25 protein-coding genes are annotated in these 23,628 nt (G+C 35.2%); 15 read left to right on the plus strand and 10 right to left on the minus strand.

The features are described 5' to 3' along the window. Positions 1-107 precede the first annotated feature (107 nt). On the minus strand, positions 108-1,442 hold the full coding sequence (gene xseA, locus A9G42_RS12375; protein ID WP_065653573.1) for an exodeoxyribonuclease VII large subunit: 1,335 nt from the start codon (positions 1,440-1,442) through the stop codon (positions 108-110). A 31-nt stretch (positions 1,443-1,473) separates the two neighbouring features. Further along, the gene (gene xthA, locus A9G42_RS12380; protein WP_065653574.1) at positions 1,474-2,280 is read right to left on the minus strand and encodes an exodeoxyribonuclease III; all 807 of its coding nucleotides are present in this window, start codon (positions 2,278-2,280) and stop codon (positions 1,474-1,476) included. Between the two features lie 116 nt (positions 2,281-2,396). Here xthA and tyrA point away from each other — a divergent pair, with 116 nt between their 5' ends. The 10 genes from tyrA to A9G42_RS12430 all read left to right on the plus strand — a co-directional run bounded on the left by tyrA (position 2,397) and on the right by A9G42_RS12430 (position 11,676). Beyond that, on the plus strand, positions 2,397-3,518 hold the full coding sequence (tyrA, locus tag A9G42_RS12385; protein ID WP_065583245.1) for a bifunctional chorismate mutase/prephenate dehydrogenase: 1,122 nt from the start codon (positions 2,397-2,399) through the stop codon (positions 3,516-3,518). 145 nt (positions 3,519-3,663) lie between these two features. Continuing rightward, positions 3,664-4,995 (plus strand): phosphoglucosamine mutase, encoded by a 1,332-nt coding sequence (gene glmM, locus A9G42_RS12390; RefSeq protein ID WP_065583244.1) that lies wholly within the window; start codon positions 3,664-3,666, stop codon positions 4,993-4,995. 253 nt (positions 4,996-5,248) lie between these two features. Continuing rightward, a complete protein-coding gene (atpB, locus tag A9G42_RS12395; protein ID WP_065583243.1) occupies positions 5,249-6,031 on the plus strand; it encodes a F0F1 ATP synthase subunit A in 783 nt (260 codons plus the stop codon). A 36-nt stretch (positions 6,032-6,067) separates the two neighbouring features. Further along, positions 6,068-6,301, plus strand: a complete 234-nt coding sequence (gene atpE, locus A9G42_RS12400) for a F0F1 ATP synthase subunit C (protein ID WP_442902731.1) — start codon at positions 6,068-6,070, stop codon at positions 6,299-6,301. Positions 6,302-6,325: 24 nt separating this feature from the next. Beyond that, positions 6,326-6,796, plus strand: a complete 471-nt coding sequence (atpF, locus tag A9G42_RS12405) for a F0F1 ATP synthase subunit B (RefSeq protein WP_065568354.1) — start codon at positions 6,326-6,328, stop codon at positions 6,794-6,796. A 13-nt stretch (positions 6,797-6,809) separates the two neighbouring features. Then, positions 6,810-7,343, plus strand: coding sequence for a F0F1 ATP synthase subunit delta (gene atpH / locus A9G42_RS12410; RefSeq protein ID WP_065583242.1), 534 nt, complete (start codon positions 6,810-6,812; stop codon positions 7,341-7,343). Positions 7,344-7,354: 11 nt separating this feature from the next. Beyond that, complete coding sequence (gene atpA, locus A9G42_RS12415) at positions 7,355-8,896, plus strand: F0F1 ATP synthase subunit alpha (protein WP_065583241.1); 1,542 nt, start codon at positions 7,355-7,357, stop codon at positions 8,894-8,896. Between the two features lie 15 nt (positions 8,897-8,911). Further along, positions 8,912-9,781 carry a F0F1 ATP synthase subunit gamma gene (gene atpG, locus A9G42_RS12420; RefSeq protein ID WP_065583240.1) on the plus strand — a complete coding sequence of 290 codons (870 nt, stop codon included), beginning with the start codon at positions 8,912-8,914 and terminating at the stop codon, positions 9,779-9,781. A 47-nt stretch (positions 9,782-9,828) separates the two neighbouring features. Beyond that, positions 9,829-11,211, plus strand: a complete 1,383-nt coding sequence (gene atpD, locus A9G42_RS12425; protein ID WP_065653575.1) for a F0F1 ATP synthase subunit beta — start codon at positions 9,829-9,831, stop codon at positions 11,209-11,211. A 39-nt stretch (positions 11,212-11,250) separates the two neighbouring features. Further along, positions 11,251-11,676 (plus strand): F0F1 ATP synthase subunit epsilon, encoded by a 426-nt coding sequence (locus A9G42_RS12430; protein ID WP_065568359.1) that lies wholly within the window; start codon positions 11,251-11,253, stop codon positions 11,674-11,676. A 269-nt stretch (positions 11,677-11,945) separates the two neighbouring features. Here A9G42_RS12430 and A9G42_RS12435 read toward each other — a convergent pair whose 3' ends face one another. From A9G42_RS12435 to A9G42_RS12445, 3 genes are all read right to left on the minus strand, one after another. Beyond that, positions 11,946-12,323: a hypothetical protein gene (locus A9G42_RS12435; protein WP_065583238.1), complete on the minus strand. Its 378-nt coding sequence runs from the start codon at positions 12,321-12,323 to the stop codon at positions 11,946-11,948. 102 nt (positions 12,324-12,425) lie between these two features. After that, on the minus strand, positions 12,426-12,773 hold the full coding sequence (locus tag A9G42_RS12440; protein WP_065579508.1) for a hypothetical protein: 348 nt from the start codon (positions 12,771-12,773) through the stop codon (positions 12,426-12,428). Between the two features lie 102 nt (positions 12,774-12,875). Beyond that, positions 12,876-13,214 (minus strand): hypothetical protein, encoded by a 339-nt coding sequence (locus A9G42_RS12445; protein ID WP_065568362.1) that lies wholly within the window; start codon positions 13,212-13,214, stop codon positions 12,876-12,878. A 1,143-nt stretch (positions 13,215-14,357) separates the two neighbouring features. Between A9G42_RS12445 and A9G42_RS12450 the strand changes: the two genes are divergently transcribed. Together A9G42_RS12450 and cobB are read left to right on the plus strand one after the other, a co-directional pair. Continuing rightward, a complete protein-coding gene (locus tag A9G42_RS12450) occupies positions 14,358-15,173 on the plus strand; it encodes a hypothetical protein (RefSeq protein ID WP_141675264.1) in 816 nt (271 codons plus the stop codon). A gap of 88 nt (positions 15,174-15,261) precedes the next feature. Continuing rightward, positions 15,262-15,945 carry a Sir2 family NAD+-dependent deacetylase gene (cobB, locus tag A9G42_RS12455; RefSeq protein ID WP_065583236.1) on the plus strand — a complete coding sequence of 228 codons (684 nt, stop codon included), beginning with the start codon at positions 15,262-15,264 and terminating at the stop codon, positions 15,943-15,945. Positions 15,946-15,954: 9 nt separating this feature from the next. Here the strand turns inward: cobB and mtgA are convergent, their stop codons facing one another. Next, positions 15,955-16,650 (minus strand): monofunctional biosynthetic peptidoglycan transglycosylase, encoded by a 696-nt coding sequence (gene mtgA, locus A9G42_RS12460; protein WP_065583235.1) that lies wholly within the window; start codon positions 16,648-16,650, stop codon positions 15,955-15,957. Between the two features lie 48 nt (positions 16,651-16,698). Next, positions 16,699-17,193 carry a molybdopterin-guanine dinucleotide biosynthesis protein B gene (gene mobB, locus A9G42_RS12465; RefSeq protein WP_065568366.1) on the minus strand — a complete coding sequence of 165 codons (495 nt, stop codon included), beginning with the start codon at positions 17,191-17,193 and terminating at the stop codon, positions 16,699-16,701. An 84-nt stretch (positions 17,194-17,277) separates the two neighbouring features. Between mobB and A9G42_RS12470 the strand changes: the two genes are divergently transcribed. Beyond that, complete coding sequence (locus A9G42_RS12470) at positions 17,278-18,306, plus strand: threonine aldolase family protein (protein WP_065583234.1); 1,029 nt, start codon at positions 17,278-17,280, stop codon at positions 18,304-18,306. Positions 18,307-18,433: 127 nt separating this feature from the next. On the opposite strand, the gene mobA is transcribed toward A9G42_RS12470, so the two are convergent. Beyond that, positions 18,434-19,021: a molybdenum cofactor guanylyltransferase MobA gene (gene mobA, locus A9G42_RS12475; protein WP_065653576.1), complete on the minus strand. Its 588-nt coding sequence runs from the start codon at positions 19,019-19,021 to the stop codon at positions 18,434-18,436. Positions 19,022-19,222: 201 nt separating this feature from the next. On the opposite strand from mobA, the gene A9G42_RS12480 reads away from it, so the two are divergent. After that, a complete protein-coding gene (locus A9G42_RS12480) occupies positions 19,223-19,492 on the plus strand; it encodes a YihD family protein (RefSeq protein WP_065568369.1) in 270 nt (89 codons plus the stop codon). Positions 19,493-19,500: 8 nt separating this feature from the next. Further along, a complete protein-coding gene (locus tag A9G42_RS12485) occupies positions 19,501-20,226 on the plus strand; it encodes a thioredoxin domain-containing protein (RefSeq protein ID WP_065583232.1) in 726 nt (241 codons plus the stop codon). A 143-nt stretch (positions 20,227-20,369) separates the two neighbouring features. On the opposite strand, the gene A9G42_RS12490 is transcribed toward A9G42_RS12485, so the two are convergent. Further along, on the minus strand, positions 20,370-22,343 hold the full coding sequence (locus tag A9G42_RS12490) for a MacB family efflux pump subunit (RefSeq protein WP_065653577.1): 1,974 nt from the start codon (positions 22,341-22,343) through the stop codon (positions 20,370-20,372). 1 nt (position 22,344) lies between these two features. Beyond that, positions 22,345-23,532: an efflux RND transporter periplasmic adaptor subunit gene (locus A9G42_RS12495; protein ID WP_065583230.1), complete on the minus strand. Its 1,188-nt coding sequence runs from the start codon at positions 23,530-23,532 to the stop codon at positions 22,345-22,347. Between the last annotated feature and the right edge of the window lie 96 nt (positions 23,533-23,628).

Consider the following 23,628-nt stretch of genomic DNA (forward strand, 5'->3'; position numbering starts at 1 on the left):
AATAATTCCTTATTGTTTAGATTATATACTAGCGATCACCAGAATTGCAAAAATGATACTAAAAATGAGTAAAATAGGTTTATCTATCATCTTTAAATATAATTATTTTATTTATTGATTTTGGTAATTTGGCTAACAAGTTTACCTTTTTTCAGTCTTGTTACGATAATGTCGCCCACCGTGACTTGCTCAGAACGACGAACCACTGCATTGTTTTGGTCGGTGGTGACTGAATAACCTCGCTCAAGCGTAGCTAGCGGACTAACGTTGTTAAGTTGAGAGGTTTGTAAAACGAATTGATGTTGTGATTTTGTTAACTTTTGTTTAATTAAATTAATAAGTCTTTGCTGTTTTTGTTCAACTACTTGTTGTATATAGGTAATATTATTTTGTGGTGATACACGTAATAATCGCTTATCCAAAAAATTATAGCGATTTGATAGTCTGAGTAAATATTGCTGAATATTTTCAGATAATGAATGGCGATAAGCTAGAAGTTGATTTAATTGTTTTTCTAGCTTTGTTTGTGGATGTTGAGTTTGTAATTGATGTCGCCATTTATTGAGTCTTGCTCGACACTGCATTAAATAATAATCCATTGCCATGGATAAATGCTGTTCTTTTGCTTGAATACGTTTTATCTGATCTAAATTATCATGACTTACTAGCTCGGCAGCAGCAGATGGTGTAGCCGCTCTGACATCAGCAACAAAATCTGCAATGGTAAAATCAATTTCATGTCCAACCGCACTAACCGTCGGTATTTTGCTTGAAAAAATGGCTCTTGCTACTATTTCTTCATTAAATGACCATAAGTCTTCAAGCGAACCTCCGCCTCGCCCAATAATTAACACATCACATTCTTGCCGAATATTGGCAATTTGAATCATCTTAGCAATTTGTCCCGCGGCCTCATTGCCTTGTACTTGAGTTGGGTAGATGATTAAATGTAAGCTAGGATCACGGCGCTTTAATATCTGGCAAATATCATGTAGCGCAGCACCCGTTGATGAAGTGATAATGCCAATGGTACGAATATTTTCAGGCAGTGGCTGTTTATACATGGGATCAAATAAACCTTCGTCTGACAGTTTTTGTTTTAACTGCTCAAACTTTTGCTGTAGTAATCCTGCTCCTGCGGGTTGAATTTTATCAATAACTAATTGATACTCACCACGAGCTTCATACAGTGTAACTGTTGCTCGAACTAAAACTTGCTGTCCATTTTGTGGTGTAAAGCCAGCACGGAAATTACTATTGCGAAACATTGCACAGCGCACCTGTGCACTGTCGTCTTTTAATGAGAAATACCAATGACCCGACGATGGACGAGAAAAGTTTGAGATTTCGCCTATCAACCAAACTTGGCCAATAGCATCACAAAGCAACTCTTTCACCATTTGATTGAGATCTTTAATCGATAAAATTGAACTACCTTGCATGCTATTATCCTTATGGTAACTATATTTATGGTTATGCTAAATCAAATTGAGCCCAAATTGGTGCATGATCAGATGGTTTTTCCATCGCTCTAATATCATAATCAATACCTGTTTGCAGGTAGTAATTCATCATTTTTTTGCTAGCTAAAATCAAATCGATACGTAGCCCAATATGGGTATCAAAACCTTTAGAACGATAATCAAACCAAGAATATGTTTTTTCTTTTGGATAAGCATTACGGTAAGTATCAGTAAAACCAAGTGACATTAAATTTTTTATCCATTCACGCTCTTCTGGCAAAAATGAACATTTACCTGTACGTAACCAACGTTTTCGGTTTTCTTCGGCAAGACCTATATCTAAATCGGTTGGGCAAATATTCATATCCCCCATTATTAATGATAATTGGCTATTTAATTGTTGCTGTTCGATATAAGTTATTAGATCTTGATAGAATTTACGCTTAGCAGGATATTTTATTTCATGATGTAAACTTTCACCTTGCGGAAAATAACCATTAATTACCATCAAATTGCCTTGGCTAGTTGGTAACTCAGCAATAATCAAACGGCATTGTGCGTCTTCGTTATCGGTTGGAAAACCACACTGTACTGAAATGGGTTTTTGTTTAGTTAACAATGCCACACCATAGTGACTTTTTTGCCCGTGATAATATAAGTGATAACCAAACTGAGCAAGCTCTTCAACGGGAAATTGGTCATTATGTACTTTGGTTTCTTGAAGACCAATAATATCTGGTTGGTGGATATCAATAATTGCCGCTAGCTGATGAATTCGGGCTCGAAGGCTGTTAATATTAAAAGAGATGACTTTCATGATTATTTTATTGTGTTACATTTAATGTTGTAGTTGCCCCATCCTACCAAAAATACGTTATACTGTTAAGCTATTACATAAAGAGTTGTCATTTGTGATAAAAGGAATAGCCGAATATGTCTACGGAATTAACTGCCTTGCGCGATAAAATTGATGAAGTTGATAAATCAATTTTATCATTAATTACCAAACGATTAGCATTAGTTACCGAAGTTGGTGAAGTAAAAAGTAAACATGGTATTCCTATTTATGATCCTAAACGTGAAGCAGAGATGCTAAATAAAAGGAGACAAGAAGCTGAAAATGCGGGTATACCTCCCGCATTAATTGAAGATATTTTACGTCGTTTGATGCGTGAATCGTATATTAGCGAAAATGACAAAGGTTTCAAAAAAGTTTATACAGGCCAAGGTTCTATAGTTATTGTTGGTGGTAATGGACAAATGGGGCGGTTGTTTGCTCGGTTATTTACATTATCAGGCTACCAAGTTAAAACGTTAGGCTCTAAAACTATGCATCAAGCTACTGAAATAGTTGCTGATGCTGCTGCGGTTATTGTCACAGTGCCAATAAATAAAACTTGTGAAATCATAAAGCAATTACCGCAATTGCCAACAGATTGTATCTTAACGGATTTTACTTCTATCAAAGCTAAACCACTTGAAACAATGCTAGAAAAGCATCAAGGACCCGTTGTCGGATTGCATCCTATGTTTGGCCCTGATGTGCCTAATTTAGCCAAACAAATCATCGTTTATTGTGAAGGTCGCGAACCTACTAAGTATCAATGGTTAATTGAGCAAATGCGTATATGGGGTGCTAATTTATGCGCTATTGATGCCAAAGAGCATGATAAATGCATGTCGTTCATTCAAGCATTACGCCATTTTACCTCTTTTTCATACGGCGTAAATTTACAACGTGAACAGGCTGATTTAGAGCAACTAATTGCACTATCATCTCCTATCTATCGGCTTGAGCTGATGATGGTTGGACGGTTGTTTGCTCAAGATCCGGCTCTTTATGCCGATATCATTATGGCATCAGATGATAATATCGAATTAATCAAGCGCTATTACGAGCGCTTTGGGCAAATGGTGAGATTAATTGAACAACGTAATAAAACTAAATTTATTGATAATTTTAATGAAGTCACCGCCTGGTTTGGCAATTATGCAGAACGCTTTATCAAAGAGAGCCAAGTATTATTAAAATTTGCCAATGATAGTCGAGAATAGCTTTATACTGAAACGTATATTTTATTGAGTTTTTTTACAACTTGGGGTATGCGTTTTATCAAAAAATAATCGCATACAACTTTAAAGTAAAGTATAGTTAATTAAATGTTGTCCAAAATAACAAATATTAGTGTAAGGGAACAAAATGTCTAATCGGAAATATTTTGGTACAGATGGGATCCGCGGTAAAGTTGGAATGTATCCTATCACACCAGATTTTGCGCTCAAATTAGGCTGGGCAGCGGGTCGTGTGCTTGCCAAAGATGGGGTGAAAAAAGTATTAATCGGTAAAGATACTCGCATTTCAGGCTATATGCTTGAGTCAGCACTGGAAGCAGGTTTTGCCTCCGCTGGCGTTGCCGCTGCTTTTACAGGCCCTATGCCAACCCCCGCCATAGCCTATTTAACTCGTACTTTTCGGGCTGATGCTGGGGTGGTCATTTCTGCTTCACATAACCCTTTTTATGATAATGGTATTAAGTTCTTTTCAGCCGAAGGGAAAAAGCTTGATGATGCTATTGAATTAGAAATTGAGGCTGAGCTTGAAAAAGAGATCGATTGTGTAGAATCAAAACAACTTGGTCGAGCAAGCCGTATCACCGATGCAGCGGGACGCTATATCGAATTTTGTAAAAGCACATTCGATCATGATTTAAGTCTAGCTACATTAAAAATTGTTGTCGATTGCGCTAATGGTGCGACTTACCACATCGCTCCTAAAGTATTACGAGAGCTTGGCGCGCAAGTGATCAAAATTGGTTGTGAACCTGATGGTGTTAATATCAATGAAAACTGTGGTGCAACTGACGTTAAGGCTCTCGCTAAATGTGTTATTGATGAAAAAGCAGATTTAGGCTTTGCATTAGATGGTGATGGCGATCGTATCATCATGGTTGATCATAAAGGACGCAAAATTGATGGTGATCAAATTATTTACATCATTGCTCGCGAGGCACTGAGACAAGGTCAACTCAAAGGTGGAGTTGTTGGCACATTAATGAGCAATATGGGGCTTGAAATTGCACTTAGAAATCTTGGAATTCCTTTTGTCCGAGCCAAAGTGGGTGATCGTTATGTGCTTGAAAAATTAGTAGAAAAAAACTGGCGCTTAGGTGCTGAAAATTCAGGTCATGTGTTATTATTAGATAAAACCACCACCGGTGATGGTATCGTTGCGGGCTTACAAGTACTAGCGGCAATGGTGCGTAATGATATGTCATTAGCTGATTTATGCAGTGGCATGACAATGCTACCGCAAGTCTTAATTAATATCCATTTTTCAGGCAAAGAAGATCCACTAAATAGCAATGTAGTAAAATCAGCTATTGAACAAGCAGAAAAACAGCTTGGCAATCATGGGCGAGTTTTGCTCCGTAAATCGGGTACAGAACCACTTATTCGCGTCATGGTTGAGGGAAACAATGAAATGGAAGCACAAAAATTAGCAGAAACTATTGCCATAGCGGTTAAAAATTAAAAATAGCCTCATTTATGCCCATTAATTAAGCCATTGATTGAACAATATTTGGTTTAAAATAATGGGTAAAGTTGCGCATATTTACACAAAATTAGTAAAAAGTGTCTAAATTTTTAATTTCGTTAATCAAAGGTTGACTTAATATAGGTAATTGGGTTTAAAATAGTGGCTTCAATTATTACAACGATTGCTTATACCTTTTCTTGGTAAATAAGCAGTATTCTTTGTTTTTAGAAATAAGTAAGAGGGTTATATGTCTGTTTCCTCTCCAGCTTCACCACAAGCTTACATCAAGCATCATCTTGAGAACTTGCAAGTAGGTTCGGGTTTTTGGACCTTAAACCTTGACTCACTGTTCTTTTCAATTCTACTTGGTGTAATCTTTTTATGGATTTTTCACCGCGTTGCTAAAAAAGCAACTAGTGGAGTGCCAAGTAAATTACAATGTGCTGTTGAGATGATTTTTGAATTTGTAAACAATACCGTTAAAGATATGTTCACAGGTCAAAATAAACTCATTGCACCATTAGCTTTAACAGTGTTTATTTGGGTTTTTTTAATGAATTTTATGGATCTTATCCCGGTTGACTTTCTACCTTATGCAGGCCAATACCTAGGTCTATCACATTTAAGGGTTGTTCCAACAGCTGATGTTAGCATCACTATGTCAATGTCTTTAGGCGTGTTTGCCCTTATTATTATTTATTCTATTAAATATAAAGGGATTAGTGGTTTCATTAAAGAATATACACTTCACCCTTTCAATCACTGGGCATTTGCGCCTATTAATTTAGTGCTTGAATTAGTTAGCCTTTTAGCTAAACCTGTTTCTTTAGGACTTCGACTTTTCGGAAATATGTATGCTGGTGAACTTATCTTCATCTTAATTGCTGCATTATTACCTTGGTGGTCACAGTGGGTATTGTCATTACCTTGGGCCATCTTCCATATTTTAATTATTACATTACAAGCATTTATTTTTATGGTGTTGACGATCGTTTATTTAGCTATGGCGTCGGCAACGGAAGATCATTAATTTTAATATTTTTTTGATAATAAACTGGAGTATATAATGGATATTAGTATGTTATTTGTAGCCGCAGGTATAATGATGGGATTAGCTGCAATTGGTGGTGCAGTTGGTATTGGTTTATTAGGTGGTAAATTTTTAGAAGGTGCTGCTCGCCAACCAGAATTAATGCCTATGTTACGTACTCAATTCTTTATCGTTATGGGCTTAGTTGATGCGATCCCAATGATTTGTGTGGGTATTGCGCTTTATGTTATTTTTGCTGTCGCTGGCTAATAAAAATTTAAGAGGAATCGTGTCATGAATATGAACGCAACGCTCCTCGGCCAAGCAATTACATTTGTATTGTTTGTTTGGTTCTGTATGAAGTTTGTTTGGCCTCCAGTTATTGGCGCAATTGAAAAGCGTCAAAAAGAGATAGCCGAAGGACTTGCTTCAGCAGAAACAGCAAAAAAAGATTTGGAATTAGCCAAAGCAAATACATCTGACATAATGCAACAGGCTAAGGTTGAGGCCAATGCAATTATTGAGCAAGCAAACAAACGCAAAGCAGCCATTCTTGAAGAAGCAAAGCAAGAAGCTTCTCGTGAAAAAGAACGAATTGTTGCTCAAGGGCTTGCCGAAGTAGAGGCCGAACGCAAACGAGCTAAAGAAGAGCTCAAACAACAAGTCGCTACACTCGCTATTGCTGGTGCAGAAAAAATTATTCAACGTTCTGTTAATGAAGCCGCAAATAGCGACATCATTGATAAACTCGTAGCTGAACTATAAGGAGATATGAGCAATGGCTGACTTAATTACGATTGCTCGCCCTTATGCTAAAGCCGCTTTCGAGTTTGCGGTAGAAAAAAACAGCATCGAATCATGGCATAAAATGCTAGTGTTGACATCAGAAGTAAGCAAAGATGCTCAAATAAAGAGTGTTTTAACATCTGACATGAAAGCCGATTCGGTGGCTAATTTACTCATCAATATCTGCAAAGATGTGTTAGATGAGTTTAGCACTAACTTTATTAAGATTATGGCTGAAAACAAACGGTTATCACTTCTTCCCGAAGTACTAACTTTGTTTGAGCAATATTGTTTAGAGAAAGATGCCCAAGCAGATGTAGATGTGATTTCTGCTAGTGAGCTAACCAATGAACAACTTAATAAGATTTCTGTCGCTGTCGAAAAACGTTTATCACGAAAAGTAAAACTAAAATGTCACATAGATAAATCGCTCATTTCTGGTTTTATTATTCGTACGGGCGATATGGTTATTGATAGTAGTATCAGAGGGCGTTTAAATCGTTTAAATGACGCTCTACAGTCTTAAGGGGACTGATAATGCAGCTAAATTCAACTGAAATAAGTGAACTAATTAAAGAGCGGATAGCTCAGTTCAATATTGTGAGTGATGCTCACAATGAAGGAACTATCATATCTGTAAGTGATGGTATCCTTCGAATCCATGGACTAACTGATGTAATGCAAGGTGAAATGATTGCATTACCAGGAGGTCGCTATGCAATGGCTCTCAACCTTGAAAGAGACTCTGTCGGTGCAGTGGTCATGGGACCATACGAAGATTTGTCTGAAGGAATGAAAGTCCAATGTACTGGTCGTATATTACAAGTACCAGTCGGTGAAGGTTTATTAGGTCGCGTTATTAACACACTAGGTGAGCCAATTGATGGTAAAGGTTCACTTCAACATGATGGATTTTCACCAGTTGAAGTTGTTGCCCCTGGTGTTATCGATCGTAAATCCGTTGATCAAGCATTACAAACTGGCTATAAAGCCGTTGACTCAATGATTCCAATTGGCCGAGGTCAGCGTGAACTTATCATCGGTGACCGTCAAACCGGTAAAACAGCACTTGCTATTGATGCGATCATCAACCAACGTGACTCTGGCGTAAAATGTATCTATGTCGCTATTGGACAAAAACAATCAACTATTGCCAATGTTGTGCGTAAACTTGAAGAACATGGTGCATTAAAAAATACGATTGTTGTTGTTGCCTCTGCATCTGAATCAGCAGCATTACAATATTTAGCACCATATGCAGGTTGTGCAATGGGCGAATACTTTCGCGATCGTGGTCAAGATGCATTAATTGTTTATGATGATTTATCTAAACAAGCGGTTGCTTACCGTCAAATTTCGTTATTACTTCGTCGCCCACCTGGACGTGAAGCTTACCCTGGTGATGTATTTTATCTTCACTCGCGTTTACTTGAACGTGCTGCGCGTGTCAACGAAGCCTATGTTGAAGAGTACACTAAAGGCGAAGTTAAAGGTAAAACAGGTTCTTTAACTGCATTACCAATTATTGAAACTCAAGCTGGTGACGTTTCGGCATTCGTACCAACTAACGTAATTTCGATTACTGATGGTCAGATATTCCTTGAAACTAGCCTATTTAACTCAGGAATTCGCCCAGCGGTTAACCCAGGAATTTCAGTTTCACGTGTAGGTGGTGCAGCGCAAACTAAGATAATGAAAAAATTATCAGGTGGTATCCGTACTGCGCTTGCACAATATCGTGAATTAGCTGCGTTCTCACAGTTTGCATCTGACTTAGATGAAGCAACAAGAAATCAATTAAGCCACGGTGAAAAAGTAACCGAATTGTTAAAACAAAAGCAATACTCACCAATGACTGTTGCTGAACAATCAATTGTACTTTACGCCGCTGAGCGTGGTTATTTAGAAGATGTTGAACTTGCTAAAGTGTTACCATTTGAAACCGCACTACTTGCTTATGCTCATAGTCAACATGGCGATTTTGTTAAACAAATTGATGAGACCGGTAATTACAATGATGAGATTGAAAGTAAGCTAAAAGCATTACTTGAAAGCTTTAAATCAACTCAAACTTGGTAAGGGTGGGGGTAAAAAATGGCTAATGCAAAAGAAATTAGAACCAAAATTGCCAGTATCCAAAGTACGCAAAAGATCACTAAAGCGATGGAAATGGTTGCTAACTCTAAAATGCGTAAAACGCAAGATAGAATGGCCGCTAGCCGACCATATGCAGAGATGATCCGTGAAGTAATTGGACATTTAGCGTTAGCTCAGATAGGCGCCAAACATCCTTATTTAGAACAAAGAGATGTAAAGCGAATTGGCTACCTTATCATTTCAACCGATCGTGGTTTATGTGGTGGTTTAAATATCAACCTTTTTAAAAGTGTTATTGCCGATATGTCAGCATGGCAAGAAAAAGGGGTGGAAACTGATGTTGCTTTAATTGGCTCTCGAGGTGTTTCATTTTTTTCATCATTGAAAACAAACATCTTAACCCAAGTCACTAACTTGGGAGACGAGCCAACTTTATCCAATTTAATTGGTCCGGTAAAAACAATGCTTGAGGCATATGACAGCGGTAAAATTGATAAATTATATATTGTTACCAATAAATTTATTAATACGATGTCGCAAAAGCCAACAATACAGCAATTATTACCATTACCACCATCAGAAGATAAAGAGCTCAAAGCTTCATCATGGGATTATATTTATGAGCCTGACGCTAAATCACTATTAGATGTGATTTTACGTCGCTATATTGAATCACAAGTCTACCAAGCAGTGGTTGATAATTTAGCGAGTGAACAAGCAGCAAGAATGGTAGCCATGAAAGCGGCAACAGATAACGGTGCAAACCTAATTAATGAATTGCAAATTGTGTATAACAAAGCGCGCCAAGGTGCGATTACTAATGAATTGATTGATATTGTATCCGGTGCAGCCGCGGTTTCAGGTTAGTGCTAAATATTGGCTTATAGTTAAGAAAAAGACGTAGAGGATTAAAAATGGCTACTGGAAAGATTGTCCAGATCATCGGTGCGGTGGTTGATGTCGAATTCCCCGAAGATGCAGTACCAAAGGTATATGACGCATTAGAAGTGGAAACTGGCACTGAAAAATTAGTTCTGGAAGTTCAACAACAATTAGGTGGTGGCGTTGTTTGTTGTATTGCGATGGGATCATCTGATGGTTTAAGACGTGGACTTAAAGTGGTAAACACTGGTCACGGCATTGAAGTACCAGTGGGGACTAAAACACTGGGGCGTATCATGAACGTACTTGGTGATCCGGTTGATAAAGCAGGTCCAATTGGGGAAGAAGAGCGTTGGGCTATCCACCGCGCAGCACCGACTTATGAAGAACTTGCAAACTCAACTGAATTACTTGAAACAGGTATTAAAGTTATTGATTTAATTTGCCCATTTGCTAAAGGGGGTAAAGTGGGTCTATTCGGTGGTGCTGGTGTGGGTAAAACCGTTAATATGATGGAGTTAATCCGTAACATCGCTATCGAACACTCTGGTTACTCAGTATTTACAGGTGTAGGTGAACGTACTCGTGAAGGTAATGACTTTTATCACGAAATGAAAGAATCAAACGTGCTTGATAAAGTATCGTTAGTTTATGGTCAGATGAATGAGCCACCAGGAAACCGTTTGCGCGTTGCGTTAACTGGTTTAACCATGGCAGAAAAATTCCGCGATGAAGGTAAAGATGTATTATTATTCATCGATAATATTTATCGTTATACCTTAGCTGGTACCGAAGTATCTGCATTATTAGGTCGTATGCCATCGGCTGTAGGTTATCAACCGACATTAGCCGAAGAAATGGGCTTACTACAAGAGCGTATCACTTCAACTAAAACTGGTTCAATTACTTCAATCCAAGCTGTATATGTACCAGCAGATGACTTGACTGACCCATCACCAGCAACAACATTTGCTCACTTAGATGCAACAATCGTATTGAGCCGACAAATCGCCTCATTAGGTATCTATCCAGCGGTGGATCCATTGGATTCAACCAGCCGTCAATTAGATCCTTTAGTGGTTGGTCAAGAGCACTATGATTGTGCCCGTGGTGTTCAATCGATTTTGCAACGTTATCAAGAATTAAAAGATATTATTGCGATTCTTGGCATGGACGAGTTATCAGAAGAAGATAAATTAATTGTTGCTCGTGCGCGTAAGATTCAACGCTTCTTATCTCAACCATTCTTTGTTGCAGAAGTATTTACTGGTTCACCAGGTAAATATGTATCATTGAAAGATACGATAAGTGCATTTACGGGTATCATGAAAGGCGATTATGACCATATACCAGAACAAGCGTTCTATATGGTTGGTTCAATTGATGAAGCGATTGAGAAAGCAAAATCTCTCTAGGAGATTCATTGAGCAGATCGTATTAACGGAGATAGTAATATGGCACTAACTTCCTATCAATTAGAAGTTGTTAGTGCTGAATCTCACCTATTTTCAGGTGATGTTCAGCGAATCAGAGTAACTGGTCAAGAAGGCGAGCTCGGGATTTATCCTGGTCATACACCTTTACTCACAACAATAAAACCGGGTATGGTTGGTATTGTGAAAACGAATGGCGAAGAAGAGTTTATCTATCTGTCTGGTGGTATTTTAGAAGTTCAACCTAACATCGTAACCATCTTAGCAGATACTGCTATTCGCGGTGAAGACTTAGATGAAGCAAGAGCACAAGAAGCGGTAAGGCAAGCGCAGGAACATATTAATCACCTAAGTGATGATGTGTCATTTGCTCAAGCATCTGCCGAACTATCTAAGGCATTAGCAAAAATTCGTGTTATTGAATTAACTCGCCGTGTCGGCCAATAATTTGCTTTTTATGTTGTAGTGCACGAAAAAGGTTACTGGATAGAATTGCTGAGTAACCTTTTTAATTTTAGCGTTCCAAATGTTAAGCGTTAGTTTTCTTTCAATACTCTTCAGTATTATTTTCTTATTAAATTGATACTGAAACCTACATTTTTCTAAAACTTTTTAATAGAAAACTCGCAATAACTTAAAATTTCTTTTTTATTTAAATATAGGAAAATTAGGGTTATACCTACTACTTAGCTGTTTTCGTAAAGTAACAAGGGTAGTTATTCAACAGTTTTTGAAACAAAGTAAACTACACCCAATCCAGCAGAGCAAGAATCATAAATATCATTTTCATTAGCCTCTACAGCGTCATTTTTCGTTATGGCTTGATAACTGTTACCATCATCATCATAGAAAACAAAATGATAAACTTGTGTATATATATACTGTTTTTTTATTGTAGTATTTGTATTTTTCTTCTTTTCTGAAGCCAATAAGGTGACTTTGGTTTTGGACGGATCTAAATTTCCCATATCAACGATACCAACATATTGCATCTGCCTTAGTGCATCGTTCATAAACTGATTTGAACAATTAGGTACTTTAGCAAAAGAGATAGCTGGTAATATTAGCCCAATAATTAAAATAATTTTTTTCATGTTATAACCTTAATTTTGTTTTCCTTATTCTGTATAGCTAACTTGTAAAGCTACAGTATCAATTCATTAAATAAATTTTGAAATCTTTGGCAATCTGATCCATTAATCAAAATAATCAATTTGGCGTTTTGATACTAAATAACTATCAACTTCACCTATTGAGCAGTCTTTATTAGAAGCTTCACTTTTGGTGATAACTTCATAAGCTTTATTTTTATTATCATAAAAAACAAAATGGTAAATTTGCGTATATAAATCCTTACTTTTCTGTTCAGATGCTAAAAGGGTTATTCTCAATTTTGATTGATTCAAGTTTTCAATCTCCACTATATTACTATTTTTCAACCACTCCTTAGCCTTATCCAAAGCGCGAGTATGGCAATCTGGCCCTTTAGCAAAAGATAGCATTGGGCATAATATTAACAATATTACTAAAGAAAGCTTTTTCATATAATTACCTTAAATTATTCTTTTTTTAAATTATATTATTTTTATCATTGACTAAAAACACGCTAAAATGCCAAATTTACTTGCCTATTATTAGATAAGCTACTAATGAACTTGACTTTTGGATATTAGATATTTATTCACATCACTGATTGAACATTCTTCATATGATGCTTGGCTTTTGGTAATAACTTGGTAGCTATTACCATGTGTATCATAAAAAACAAAGTTATATATTTGCGTATACACCCCTTTTTTTATTTCTTCTGATACCAACTGTGTTATTTTAGTTTTAGATTCATCTAACTTTCGAATATCGACTATGTTCTCGTTTTTCATCCAAGCCAAAGTCATATTCATCGGCCAAGAATAACAATTAGGTCCTTTAGCAAAAGAGGCTAATGGGCACAACATTAACAATATTAGTATAGAAAACTTTTTCATCTTATTACCTCAATTCATTCATTTCTTATCTTTGGCAGAATATAACCACTTAATAATTTAACAATAGTTCGATTGATAACTGGCTAATAAGTTTTTGCCCTTGCCCAACTTACCTCTTCAATTAAACTTATTGTTTTCACATAATTATTTAATTTAATTATTTTATAGTGAGTTAGCTTATCATAAACGTGTATTGTTAATACACTATTTGTTATATTAATCCTCGCCCCCAAAATGGATAAATGCCACCGCTGTGATATCAATAAAAAGGGGGGAAGCAAGAGCTTCATATTTGGCCTTCTGGTTTAGATAAACAAGTCAAAGAAATTGATGATAAAAAAGGCTAAACCAATGAAAATGATTAAGCTAGTTGTTATATTGTTGGTTAATTTTATAGGGGGATTACTAAGTTATCGATAGTGTTATCACTTTATCAGGAAACACGGTACACCTGAGTCTTATTATTTACTATTTTATGGTTTGTGTTATTGCTGTTTTATTATTATTTCAATCGTTATATTAAATAAAACGACCATCAGGTTTAGTTTTTTGTGGGATGATTGTTGGTATTTTAATAAGTTTTATCTTATGGATTACCTGTCCATTCATTGTGGAAAATTATCATAGATCATCAGCCCTGAATGTAGATATTATTATAATCTATCTATTTATACCATCAGCTATTACCCTTAATTTCGCCATATTTCCAGTAAACTTATTGTGTTGTCATTACTCAATTGTTTGGATTGAAAAAATATATAATAAAATTATTCATATGATTAGGTCATCTTAAACCGTATAGAGACAACCAATACGGTATGTCCATTCAAATTAAGTTCTAGTACAATAAAAATCAGTCAGAAAAACCATTGATTTTATTGAAGTTTTTATTTTGAAAAAATGATAAGAAATAATAACATGAATCCTTTTGCTGCAAGCTATACCTTATGGTGTACGGGTTAATACATTAAGTCTATTGTAAAGGCGGATACTATTTAATATTTTGGCTAGGATCATATAAAGTATTGAGATTTAATCTTACATAACTTATTAAATAAAATAATATTATGGATTTTTATAATAAAAAAAATGATATAGTATGAAAGATTAATTTTTGATTATTAATAAAGATGTGATTTTTTAATGAAGAAAATTACTTCCTTCTTATTTTTTATACCCATTATATGGTTAATGTTTTCTTTTTCATGTTTAGCTAAACCAAAAGTTATCCATGTTCTTGTTGCACTATGTGATAACAAATACCAAAAGATTGTTCCTGTTCCAAAAGCTATAGGTAATGGACAAGATCCAAAAAGTAATCTTTATTGGGGAGCCGCTTATGGTTTTAAAACCTATTTTGCAAAACAAAAAGAGTGGCAAGTTATAAAAATTAATCGGCCAAGCAATGATAAAATATTAGAAGAAATAATTTATAAACATCAAAATCAAGATGTTTATATCATAGCGCAAGCATATAATGGTAAATATATAGATGATACTGTCAATGATTTTCTAGATTATGCTGCTGGTAAAAAAGAGCAATCCTATTTGTTTGGTGATAAAAAAGTTATTGTTGGAGGCAAGGCTGACTTAGTTGTTTATATTGGTCATGATTCGTTAATGGAATGGTCATGGCGTAAATATTTACCTGATAGCTGGCGATGGGAAACACTCTCAAAAGAGCAACAGGCAAAACAAAAATCGCGTTATGCAGCAGTATTTGCATGCAAAAGTCAGCAATATTTTTCACCACCGCTATCTCGTTTAGGTATTACGCCACTGATTTTAACTATGCACCGAATGGCACCTGAAGCATATAGCGTTTATGCAATGATTGATAGCTGGCTAAAAGTTGAACCAAAAGAAGTTACCCGCCAAAAGGTAGCAAGCGCTTATAGCCAATATCAAAAACTAAATAAGCCAGCATTACAGATTTTTACAACTGAATATAAGCAATAATCCTAATTATTTTTTTAATCACACGATAAGCACTATAGATGTTTAATTTATAGCAAAATAATTAAATAGCGAAGGTATATATACAATTATGAAAGCACCTAAAATTGTCATTTTAACTGGCGCAGGTATTTCAGCTGAATCTGGATTATCAACGTTCCGTGCACAAAATGGATTGTGGGAAGGGTATAATGTAGATGATGTTGCAACCTATGAGGGATATATTCGAGATCCGATTGCTGTTCATCAATTTTATAATATGTTGCGTAATAAATTACAAGATCCTAATGTAAAACCCAATGCTGCACATTTTGCATTGGCAGAACTAGAACAAAAGTTAGGTTTTGATAACGTATTAATTGTGACACAAAATGTAGATAATTTGCATGAACAAGCTGGATCAAAAAATATTATTCACATGCATGGTGAGTTATTAAAAGTTCGTAATGAAAAAACAGGGCAGATTATTGATTGTAATAAAGATATCGATTATGCACAAAATACATTAATCCGCCCACATATTGTTTGGTTTGGAGAGATTCCATTACAAATGGATGCTATCCATGACGCACTGTTACAAACAGATTATTTTATTTCAATAGGTACATCAGGGAATGTTTATCCAGCAGCGGGGTTTGTTCAGATTGCAAATCAATCTGGTGCTAAAACCATTGAACTGAATTTAGAGCCTAGCTTTAAACAAAATTTATTCCAAACAAAAATTTATGGACCTGCAAGTAAAATTGTTCCTGAATTTATTAAGACATTTATCTAACAATAAACGCTATTTTAGCTTTTTTAGATAATTTTTATTACCCAAATTATTCATTTGGTTATAAATCCATTTAGCTCTTTTTTGTACCCGTTCACTTGCTATTGTTGGACTCCAACGCCTTGGGTTAGGTAATATTGCTGCAAGTAAACTTGCTTGCTTTGCAGTTAACTGATTAGCACTAACATTAAAATAGTGCTGAGCGGCGGCTTCAATACCAAAAATACCCTCTCCCCATTCAGCACAATTTAAATAGATTTCCAGTATACGTTTTTTGGGCCAAAATAGTTCTATCCACAATGTAAACCAAGACTCAACACCTTTGCGAATCCAGCTACGAGATGGCCATAAAAAGATATTTTTAGCAACTTGCTGAGTGATTGTGCTAGCTCCTTTGATTTTTTTGCTATTTTGATTATGATCTAAGGCGATGCGAATAGCATTAAAATCAAATCCCCAATGCACAGCAAAATTTTGATCTTCTGAGGCTATTACGGCAATTTTAATATTGTCCGAAATTTCATTCCAATCTTTCCAAACTCGTTGTTGAGGTATATTCCAATGCATGACTTTACGTTCTATCATTAACATAGACCCATATGGAGGATTCCACCAACGCATAACTAAAGTTGAAAAAACAGATAGTAGCATTAGTCCGATTATTACCTTTTTGGCAATGGCTAGAATTTTTTTTAATAAACGAATCATGCTAATTTTATATAATATAAAGTAAAAAGGTAGATAAGATACGATATATTATTGTTTAAATAAATATCTTTTTATAAAATCAACAATTTGAATTGGTTGATTGATATCAAAAATAGGCACAGAAACATCTAATGGTTCATCACTGGCTATCGCTATTGTAAACTCATCTATATAGAGGGGCTTTTTATTTGCTTGACGATGACAAATGATTTTAGGAATATTTTCGTCTTTAAATCCTTCAATCAATATAATATCAACATCATTAAATTGATTAATGAGCGTGATTAAATCTGCTGGTTTATTCGGTGTTTCTTGAATCATTGCATAACGATTATTACATGCAATAATTGTTTGCAAAGATCCAGCTTTTCGCAATTCATAACTATCTTTACCAGGAATATCAAACTCAATGTTATGGTGCGCATGTTTTAATGAACCAATAGTAAAACCTTGTTCAACGAATAATTCAATGATCTTTTTTAGTAAAGTTGTTTTGCCGTTACCACTATAACCACAAATCCCAATAATTTTCCGGTTGTTCATCGATTCTTTACTCTAATGTGCTATATTGAAGATTAGGTAATATTACACTATTTTATACAATGCCTGTTGGAGAAGGAGCGTTATATGTACGATTTTTTGAATGATTATAATCAAACGGTTCACCCTCATTTACTAAAAAATTTTATTGATATTGCTGATAAAAAATTGAGTGGTTATGGTTTAGATGATATCTGTGATCATGCAATAGAAAGCATAAAAAAACAATTGAAATCACCAAAGGCTGATATTCATTTTATGCCTGGAGGAACTATTACTAATTTAACAGTAATTTCACATATATTAAGACCTTATCAAGCGGTTATTGCAACTGACACAGGGCATATTAATGTGCATGAAACTGGCGCTATTGAGGCGACAGGGCATAAAGTGTTAACAGTGCAAACGGAAGATGGGAAACTGACACCAGAATTGATTAAGCCTGTTTTAACTCATCATTGCGATGAGCATATGGTACAACCTAAACTTGTCTATATCTCAAATACGACAGAACTCGGTACGGTATATACCAAGCAAGAACTCAAAAAACTATATCAATTTTGCCAAAAAAATCACCTTTATCTTTATTTAGATGGTGCAAGATTAGCGATGGCATTAACGGCAAAAGATAATGATATTACTTTTCCTGATTTAGCAAAATATACTGATGTATTTTATATTGGTGGAACTAAAGTGGGGGCTTTTGCTGGTGAAGCGGTGATATTTAATAATCTTTCCATTAATCAAGATTTTCGTTTTAGCATGAAGCAAAAAGGAGCAATCTTAGCCAAAAGCTGGATTATTGCCATACAAATTAAAGCATTAATGCAAAATAATCTTTATTTTGAGTTAGGGAAGCACAGTAATGAGATGGCTGATAAATTAAAAACACTATTTGAGAAAGCAGGGTTAACATTTATCGCCAAACCACAAAGTAATCAGCTATTTGTTAATTGTCCAATCCAACTGGCTGAAAAAATTCTTGCTCATTACGCCGTAGATAATCTTGGACAAACTGATGCTAAACACATTGGTTTGCGTTTTTGCACCTCATGGTCCACACAAGATGAAGAAATAGAATTATTTGCTGAGCAATTTCAGAAATGGTTGGCATAACAAATAAATAGCGATTAGGCGTTGATATGAACTACTTTAAATAAAATAACCTGCCCCCATGATTAAGGCTATATTATCTATTGATAAATAGCCTTAATACCGATGATATACTTATCTTATTTCTATCTCAGTAGTTTTTTATTTGATTTGCTTGTTTAAGTTCTTCAGGCGTATTGATATTAATAAAACAAAAAGTCTGATCATTAAAATCAACGGATTTTGCATCAATTTGTTCTAAAAATGACATTAATTTACGATTACCTTGTTCCAAATACAATTTAAGTTTTTGGATAACTGTTTTATGAATAAGCAAAATAGTTGGGTGATTATACTGACCATCACACGGGTAGATTGCTTTGCTGTTTGAAGTATGTATTGCTAAACGCGCGATTAAATCATTTGGTAGGAAAGGGGTATCACAACTAACAAATAAATTCCAATCTGTTTCACTACGTAATAACCCACTGTAAATGCCAGATAATGGCCCTAAATAGCCAGTTAGATCATCGCTAAATACTGGGTATTGAGCTTTTCGATATTGATTAGTATTACGATTGCAGTTAATCATAATTGAGTCAACTTGAGGTTTGATATGGTTAATGACATGTTGGTAAAGCGGTTTTCCGTTTAACAACAGTAATCCTTTATCATCACCATTCATTCGTAAACTTTGCCCTCCTGCTAGAATAATTGCAGTAATTGGTACACTTTTCATAAATTATTTCTCTTTTGCATTGCCAAAAAACAAAATAACATTACTATATAACAAAGTTGTTTTAAGTTTTAGCATACATATTTTAAACATAGCAGCTCAATTATTCATGAAATTGAGTATATACCAGCCTGTTTTTAATATGTAAATTAAATTTTATATCATCATCTTCAATTGCTTTGAGGATTAAAAAAGGTATTAATTATGAAATGTCATCGTATTGATGAAGTAATGGAATTATTACAACCCGCTTGGGAAAGTGATTCAGATCTTAACCTATTACAATTTTTAGCTAAATTGGGTCAAGAAGCGGGGTTTGAAGGTGAATTAAAGGACTTGAGTGACGAAGTTTTAATTTATCATTTAAAAATGCGAGGCTCAGATAAGAGCGAAGCTATTCCAGGCCTAAAAAAAGATTATGAAGAAGATTTTAAATCTGCGTTGTTAAAAGCACGTGGAATTATAAAAGAATAAGGAGGATTATGAATATGAAAAAAACGCTGATAGCAATTAGTATTGCACTTTTTTCTGTAAACTGTTTTGCAGATGAAGGTAAAACAACAACTAAATCCGAAGTATCAACAACCACAACTGCGCCAGAGCCGATCGAATTAGGCAAACAATATGCTGCATTGCCAACAAACCCTTCACCTGACAAAGAAGTTATAGAGTTTTTTTCGTTTAATTGTCCAAGCTGTTTTAGATTTGAAATTCAAAATCAAGGTTCGCACACCATTGGTAAAGCTTTACCTGAGGGAGTCAAATTTAAACGTTATCATTTAGAGGATTTTGGACCACTAGCTAAAGAGCTTGCGCAAGCGTGGGCTGTAGCGAATGTCCTTGGTATTGAAGATAAAGCTTCAGTTGCACTTTATAATGCAGTTCAAAAAGATAAAACAATAAAAACAGCTGATGATATTAAAGTGGTTTTTGAAAAATTAGGTATCAGTGGTGAAGTGTATGATAAAACCAAAGATGGCTTTTTAGTTAAAGCCTTTATGGCGCAACAAGCAAGTGCAATTAAAGAGATGAAACCAGAGTCTATTCCTACTGTTATTGTTAATCGTAAGTTTTTTATCATAGCAAATCAACTTAATATAACTAGTGATGAAGCATTTATTAATGACTATGCAAGAGTGACTGCATTTGTTGCTGGGTTAGATCCTAATGCAAAAGTAGAGCAAAAAACAAATTCCGATAAAAAATAATGTGATGATATATCATTGTTATCATTTTTTACTAAAAGTATAACTTATTATTTTTAATAGATAAGTTAAGCGTTTAGTACTAATATTACCATCCCTTTGCATAGCTATTTTATGCAAAGGGATTTTTTATTATAAGAATATGATTATTCTCTTTCTAAAGCATGAATAGGATCAAGCTTAGCAGCTCGTCTTGCTGGAAAGTAGCCAAAGATAATGCCAATTATACTGGAGCAACTAAATGCGGCAATAATGGCAAGAATGGAAAAACTCATAGCAAATGACGTAACAACAGCATTAAAAACAAACCCAATAGCAAATGAAAGTAAAATACCTATTGTTCCACCAATTAGGCAAACTAATACTGCTTCGATCAAAAATTGTTGTAGTATATCACTTGAACGAGCACCAACCGCCATACGTACACCAATTTCGCGAGTTCTTTCGGTGACCGAGACTAACATGATATTCATCACCCCAATACCGCCAACAATAAGTGAAATTAGCGCAATAGCTGAAACCAATAGAGTCATTACCCAAGTTGAGGAATTAATTGTTTCTCGTATATTGTCTGAGTTAAAAATATAAAAGTCTTTTGTGCCATGCCTTTTTAACATAATTTGATTAATAGCTTGCTCAGCAACCGATAGATCAACATTATCGTTAACGCGTACCGTAATACTTTTTAATGACGTTTGCCCAACCATACGATTAATAACTGTGGTATAAGGTAACCAAATATTTAAACTCTCATTGCTACCAAACCCTTGTTGTTGTTTGGTAGCAATACCAATTATTCTTACTGGTAATTGTCCCACCATTAAAATTTTTCCAATAGGATTTTGATTGGCAAATAATCGTTTAACCGTATTTTCATCGATTACCGCATCTTGTGTGGAAGCAATAATACTTGTTTCATCGAAAGATTTCCCCTGTGTAATATTATAGCCACGAACGGCAAAAAATTGCTCACCAACACCATTTACAGTTCCTATTACAGCAAGGTTGTTAATTCGAAAATAGACACTGGTTGCAAGGTTTGGGGTCGTACTATGAACAAAGCTTTGTTGAGCTAAAAAATCCGCATCAGATGAGCGCAATGTAGTGATTTTATCCGCATTGCGATCACCAAATCCCGATCCGGCATAAATTTCTAAAGTACTCGTTCCTAATGAATTAATATTAGATAAAATTTTTTGTTTGGTACCTTGACCTAACGCAACAACTGACACCACAGAGGCAATACCAATTATAATACCTAACATAGTTAAAATAGTTCGTAACCGTTGTGAGACCATCGATAAAATAGCCATTTTAAACGCATCACGAAAACGATAATATTTTGCCCAGAAATTATCTTGCGTTTTAGTCGCTTCGATCTGCTTAACTTGGCGATTAGCATTGCAATTTTGTTCAGATTGGTAATTTTGGTTAATTGAATCAGAAACAATATTCCCGTCACTAATTTCAACAACTCGCTGGGCACTTTTAGCAATATTTGTATCGTGAGTAACAATAATAACCGTGTGACCTTGTTGGTGTAATTCTTGTAATATTGCCATCACTTCTAAACCACTTTTACGATCGAGGGCTCCTGTTGGTTCATCAGCTAAAATAATTTGTCCACCATTAATTAGAGCTCGACCAATACTGACTCGTTGTTGCTGTCCTCCCGATAACTGGCTAGGTTTATTATCTATTTTGTCGGCAAGCCCTAAACGGGTTAAAATTTCATTCGCTCTTTTTTGTCGTTGCTCGCTGGTAATACCCGCATAAATAGCAGGAATTTCTACATTTCCACGTGCGGTTAGTGCATTTAATAAATGATAACGTTGAAAGATAAAGCCAAAATGCTCACGACGTAATTCAGCTAGCTCATCAAGGGATAACTTCCTTGTTGCGCGTCCACTAATAGAGTAAGTCCCTGAGGTTGGTTTATCTAGGCAGCCTAAAATATTCATCAAAGTGGACTTTCCAGATCCTGAAGCCCCAATAATAGCTACCATTTCACCAGCATTAATTGTCAGATTGATGCCTTTAAGAACTTGTATGGTTGAATCTCCTGCAGGAAACTCACGAACAATATTCTCAAGCTTGATAAGCGGTATATTATTCCCCATGTTAGAATCGAATCCTTGGTGATCTTGCATTATTGCCTATTGAAGCGCCATTAGCACTACTGACCACAACAATATCACCTTCTTTAATACCTGATTTTATTTCAACATTGATATTGTTATCGGCACCCAAAATAACCTCACGCTCTTCAATTTCTTTATATTTATTTAACAGATAAATAACCGCTTTGTTTTTGTCTAATTTTTTTTGGATTGCTTGAGAAGGAATAGTTAGCACATCTTTTGCTTCGGACAAAACGATATAAACTTGCGCTGTCATTGAAATTCTTAAAATATGATCGGGATTATCCACATCAAATAACCCATTGTAATAAATTGCACTTTTTGTGGATGATGAGCTTGACGAGGTTGCCTCTGTATTAATCGAGTCTGGCGCAGGCTCGATTGCGCGCAGAGTTAAACCATCAAAACGCCTATTAGGTTGACCTAAAATAGTAAAATAAACTGGCATTCCTTTTTTAACATTAACCACATCAGCTTCAGAAATTTGTGCCTCAATGGTCATTTTATCAAGCTGAGCTACTTTAACTATGGTTGGTGCACTTTGCACGGAGTTAACTGTTTGCCCTTCATCGACTGGAATTGCGACAATTACACCATCAATAGGTGAGCGAATTTTAGTATATCCTAAGTTCACTTTCGCTGTATCTACAGCAACTTGTGCTTTAACAATATCGGCATCAAGTGCTGCAATATCGGCTTTAATTACATCAAGCTCGGCTTTTGCTGCATCCAAATCAGATTGAGCACCAACGCCTTTATTAACTAACTTGCGATGGCGATCATAAGTTAATTGATAGTTAATTAATTTCGCTTTTTTAGCTTCACGCTGTGCTTCTAAACTATTGAGTGATGCTTCTGATTGTTTTAAATCATTACTTTGTTTAAGATCGTCAATCTCGGCAATCATATCGCCTTGTTTAACTTCATCACCCAATTCAACATAAAGCTTTTTAATTTGACCCGAAACTTGAGCACCAACACTGACTTGTTTAAATGCACTAATTGTCCCATCTGCTAGGACTGTTTTTTCAATATTGCCTTTTGTTGCTGGTGACGTAATATAATTAACTGTCGTTTGCGAAGAGAAAAAAATTATTTTTGTAATATAAATAATTGCAAAAGTAATGACGGCTATGAATAAATACTTTTTTTTAAAAAACTTTAACAATCTTTTTCATCCTTATGTTTTGTTATTATTTTTTAACCATTGTATCGCAATAAATAAAAATGAAATTGATAACTATTCTTAATAAATTGTAATAAT

The sequence above is a fragment of the Gilliamella sp. Nev6-6 genome, from assembly GCF_001690605.1.
Taxonomy (GTDB): domain Bacteria; phylum Pseudomonadota; class Gammaproteobacteria; order Enterobacterales; family Orbaceae; genus Gilliamella; species Gilliamella apicola_C.